5 protein-coding genes are annotated in these 4,131 nt (G+C 72.6%); 4 read left to right on the plus strand and 1 reads right to left on the minus strand.

Annotated features, from left to right (window positions below):
• Positions 1 to 48 precede the first annotated feature (48 nt).
• The 3 genes from VOI19_RS15500 (at position 49) to VOI19_RS15510 (ending at position 2,320) form a co-directional block, all read left to right on the plus strand.
• Positions 49 to 843, plus strand: a complete 795-nt coding sequence (locus tag VOI19_RS15500; protein WP_323793865.1) for a hypothetical protein — start codon at positions 49 to 51, stop codon at positions 841 to 843.
• An 87-nt stretch (positions 844 to 930) separates the two neighbouring features.
• Positions 931 to 1,569 (plus strand): VOC family protein, encoded by a 639-nt coding sequence (locus VOI19_RS15505; protein ID WP_323793866.1) that lies wholly within the window; start codon positions 931 to 933, stop codon positions 1,567 to 1,569.
• Between the two features lie 22 nt (positions 1,570 to 1,591).
• The gene (locus VOI19_RS15510; RefSeq protein WP_323793867.1) at positions 1,592 to 2,320 is read left to right on the plus strand and encodes a class I SAM-dependent methyltransferase; all 729 of its coding nucleotides are present in this window, start codon (positions 1,592 to 1,594) and stop codon (positions 2,318 to 2,320) included.
• A 4-nt stretch (positions 2,321 to 2,324) separates the two neighbouring features.
• Here VOI19_RS15510 and VOI19_RS15515 read toward each other — a convergent pair whose 3' ends face one another.
• On the minus strand, positions 2,325 to 3,380 hold the full coding sequence (locus VOI19_RS15515; RefSeq protein WP_323793868.1) for a LacI family DNA-binding transcriptional regulator: 1,056 nt from the start codon (positions 3,378 to 3,380) through the stop codon (positions 2,325 to 2,327).
• Between the two features lie 119 nt (positions 3,381 to 3,499).
• Between VOI19_RS15515 and VOI19_RS15520 the strand changes: the two genes are divergently transcribed.
• A partial coding sequence (locus VOI19_RS15520) for an AAA family ATPase (protein WP_323793869.1) occupies positions 3,500 to 4,131 on the plus strand: 632 nt, incomplete at its 3' end.

Below are 4,131 nucleotides of genomic sequence, written 5' to 3' on the forward strand. Positions count from 1 at the left end.
TACCGGTGCGCGGCCGGATGCGTGGCCGGAGGGCCGTAGGCTCCCCGCATGCCCGAGGTCGATCTGGTCTTCCCCCGCGCGTTCGTGGAGTTCGCCAACCCCGCCGACGAGACCGAGATGATGCGCCGCGACCTCACCTGGTTGACCAGCAGCTATCTGTGCATCTTCGGCCAGGGCTGCGCCGGCATCTACGCCGATGCCCCCGACACGGGGTGCTGCACGCTCGGCGCCCACTTCGCCGACGACGAGGACGAGGCGCGCGTCGCGGGCTTCGTCGACCAGCTCACGCCGCAGCAGTGGCAGTTCCACCCGGGCCGCGCGCCTGAGGAGAGCGACTGGATCGAGGTCGACGACGACGGCGAGCGCAAGACCCGCACCCGCGTCGTCGACGGCCAGAAGGCCTGCGTCTTCCACAACCGCACCGACTTCGCGCCGGAGGGACCCGACGGCACCCCGGGGCCCCTGGTCGGCGCGGGGTGCGCGCTGCACGGACTCGCCCTCGAGCAGGGCCGCAACCCGCTGGAGACCAAGCCGGACGTCTGCTGGCAGCTCCCGATCCGTCGTACGTTCCGCGACGTCGAGCTGCAGGACGGCACCACCTACACCGAGGTCAGCATCGGCGAGTACGACCGCCGCGGCTGGGGCGCCGGCGGCCACGACCTCGACTGGTACTGCTCGGGCAACACCGAGGCCCACGTGGCGCCGGAGCCCCTCTACATCACCAACGAGGCCGAGCTCACCGAGCTGATGGGGGCCCCGGCCTACGCCGAGCTGGTGCGGCACTGCGAGGCCCACCTGCGCTCGCGCTCGGCCCTGGCCCTCCACCCCGCCGGACGCGACTGACCGACGGACGAAGGGCAGGTCTCTCGATGTCAAGAGACTTTGACCCCGAGGTCCGACGCTCCTGAGTGAGGGCTGAGAATGACAGGCATGCGCCTCGATCACCTCTCGTACGCAGCCGGTCCCGATGGTCTCGCCGCCACCGCGGAGAAGATCGGTTCCCTCTTGGGCGCCACCTTCGTGGACGGCGGTATCCACCCGCGCTTCGGCACGGTCAACATGACTCTGGCGCTGGCTGACGGCACCTACGTCGAGATCGTCGAGGCGCTCGATCACCCCGCGTCCGACAAGGCGCCCTTCGGCCAGGCCGTCAAGGCACGCTCCGCTCTCGGCGGCGGCTGGCTCGGCTGGGTCGTGGCCGTCGACGACATCGCCGTCGTCGAGGAGCGACTGGGCCGCTCGGCCGTGGCGGGCAACCGCCACCGCCCCGACGGCACCGAGCTCCGGTGGCACCAGATCGGCGTCAACGGCACCATCGCCGACCCGCAGCTGCCGTTCTTCGTCCAGTGGGACACCCCCGACGACCTGCACCCCTCCGCCGGAGCCGACGCCGGCTTCTCCCTGTCCTGCTTGGAGATCGCCGGCGACCCGCACCGTGTGAGCGAGTGGCTCGGCGAGACCGTCGAGGCGCCCCTCGAGGACGTCAAGGTCGAGTGGGTGGCCCCGCACGGCACCCCCGGCATCCTGGCCGCGCAGGTCCAGACCCCCACCGGTCTCGTCCGGATCTGACGATTCCCGTCGGTCCGGCGTCGTGAGCGTCGCGCTGCCCGGGGCGATTCCCAGCCCCAACATCTGGAAGCACACCGCGACCTACGAGGTCGAGAACCGTGCCGTCGACCCCGACGGGCGGCTGTGGTCGGCGTTGAACGACCGCGTCTCCTGGGCGGGACGCACCGTCCTCGACCTCGGGTGCGGCACCGGCTTCCACCTCCCGGCGTTCGCCTCGTCCGCAGCCGCGGTGATCGGGGTGGAGCCGCACCCCGACCTGCTGGCCCTCGCGCGCCGTCGTGTCCGAGGCCTCCCGAACGTCACCCTCCTGCCCGGCACGGCGCAGCAGGTCCCGCTGCCCGAGGCGAGCGTGGACGTCGTGCACGTGCGCTGGGCCTACTTCTTCGGCCCCGGCTGCGAGCCCGGACTGGCCGAGCTCGACCGCGTCGTACGACGTGGGGGCACGGCGCTGGTCATCGACAACGACGGCTCCCGCTCGACGTTCGGTCGCTGGTTCCGCCAGGGCTACCCCCACCTGCCGGCACCCTCGGAGATCGAGCGGTTCTGGACCACGCGCGGCTGGACCCGCACGCCGGTCGACATGGGGTGGCGCTTCGAGTCGCGAGCCGACCTCGAGGCGGTGGTGCGGATCGAGTTCGCACCGGCGATGGCCGACCGGATCCTGGCCGAGCACACCGGGGACACCGACCGCCGGGGCGACGACGGGCTCGAGGTCGACTACGCGGTCAACGTGTGGAGCCGAGACTTCTGACGCATCAGGAGGAGCCGCGCACCGTCAGCGTCGGCGTCAGGAGCAGTCCCTCGGCGACCTTCGGGGGCGCTCCGAGCAGGTCCTCGAGCGCGCGCACGACCGCGATCGCGACCTCCTCGAGCGGCTGCCGCACCGAGGTCAGCCCCGGGTGCACCACCTGGGCGACCTGGGAGTCGTCGAAGCCGACGACGGCGATGTCGCGCCCCGGGTGCAGGCCGCGCTCGGCCAGCGTGCGCAGCACCCCCATCGCGAGGGTGTCGGAGGCACACACGAAGGCGGTCGGCTGCGCCTCGTCGAGCAGCACCGCACTGGCCTCGCCGCCACTCCACACGGTGTCCTCGACCCGCGAGGCGAGGCCCGTCGTCGACAGCCCGCGCTCGCGCAGGGCCCGGCTCCAGCCGGAGCGGCGGTCCTCACCGATGCGGGAGTCCTTGCGCCAGCCGATCCAGGCGATCCGCTCGTGGCCCTTGTCGAGCAGGTGCCGGGTGGCCATCTCGGTGCCGGCGGCACCGTCGACGTCGACCCAGGGGTGCTGGGCATCGGCGTCGCCCCACGGCCGACCGAAGGCCACGAACGGCGCGCGGCGCTCGCGCAGCCAGGTGGCCTGCGGGTTGCCGAGATAGGTGTCGGTGACGATGAAGGCATCGACCGCGGTCGAGCGCAGCAGGTCGTCGTAGCCCTCGAGCGGGTCCGGACCCTCGCCCGAGAACAGCAGCACGTGGTAGCCGGCCTCGCGGGAGGTCCACACCAGCGAGTGCACGAAGCGGTCCATCGCGGCGTTGGCCGTGCCCTCCTGCACCGGGCTCAGGCGCAGCCCGACGAGGTGCGAGGCGCGAGTGCGCAGGTTGCGGGCCGCACGGTTGGGGAGGTAGCCGAGCTCCTCGATCGCCTGCTGCACCCGCACGAGCGTCTCGGCGCGCAGCAGGTCGGGGTTGTTGACCGCGTTGGAGACCGTCTGCCGCGAGACCCCGGCGCGCTCGGCGACGTTGGCAAGGGTCGGCGGCGACCCCGCGTGCGCTGACTGCGCCGCGTGACCGGAGGACCCGCTCACCCTGCTCATCCGATTCCCCACTCCTGGAACGATCCAAAGCCCCAGCATAAGGCCGTCCACGTCCGAGCGGCACGGGCGGCACGGGTGTCGCTGCCGGAGTGTCGGCGCCCTGACCTAGCGTGGTCGTCATGGCAAAGTCCGCTTCCCGCCCGCCCCGTCCCTCCTACCGCTGCGCCGAGTGCGGCTGGGAGACGGCCAAGTGGGTCGGTCGCTGCGGCGAGTGCCAAGCCTGGGGCTCGGTGGCCGAGGCGGGAGCCGTCACGGTCCGCTCCTCGGCCGGCCCGGTGACCTCCCCCGCGGTGCCCATCACCCAGGTGTCGGTCAACGAGTCGGTCGCCCGCGCCAGTGGGGTCCCCGAGCTAGACCGGGTCCTCGGTGGTGGGGTGGTCCCGGGGGCCGCCATCCTCCTCGCGGGCGAGCCCGGCGTCGGCAAGAGCACCCTGCTGCTCGAGGTGGCCGCGCGGTGCGCGGCCGGCTCGCAGCGGGTCCTCTACGTCACCGGCGAGGAGTCCGCGGGCCAGGTGCGCCTGCGCGCCGACCGCACCGGAGGCGTCTACGACGAGCTGTTCCTCGCCGCCGAGACCGATCTCGGAGCCGTCCTGACGCACATCGAGCAGGTGCGGCCGTCGCTGATCGTCGTCGACTCCGTGCAGACGATCGGCGCCGCCGACCTCGACGGCGTGCCCGGCGGCGTCACCCAGGTCAAGGAGGTCGCTGCGGCCCTCGTGCGGGTGGCCAAGACCCGCAACATCGCGGTGGT

Source organism: Nocardioides sp. (assembly GCF_034670285.1).
Taxonomy (GTDB): Bacteria; Actinomycetota; Actinomycetes; order Propionibacteriales; family Nocardioidaceae; genus Nocardioides.

Bases quoted from the DNA above. Each gene is read 5' to 3' on its own strand.
- VOI19_RS15500 (WP_323793865.1), top strand. From the start codon at position 49: ATGCCCGAGGTCGATCTGGTCTTCCCCCGCGCGTTCGTGGAGTTCGCC.
- VOI19_RS15505 (WP_323793866.1), top strand. From the start codon at position 931: ATGCGCCTCGATCACCTCTCGTACGCAGCCGGTCCCGATGGTCTCGCC.
- VOI19_RS15515 (WP_323793868.1), bottom strand. From the start codon at position 3,380: ATGAGCAGGGTGAGCGGGTCCTCCGGTCACGCGGCGCAGTCAGCGCAC.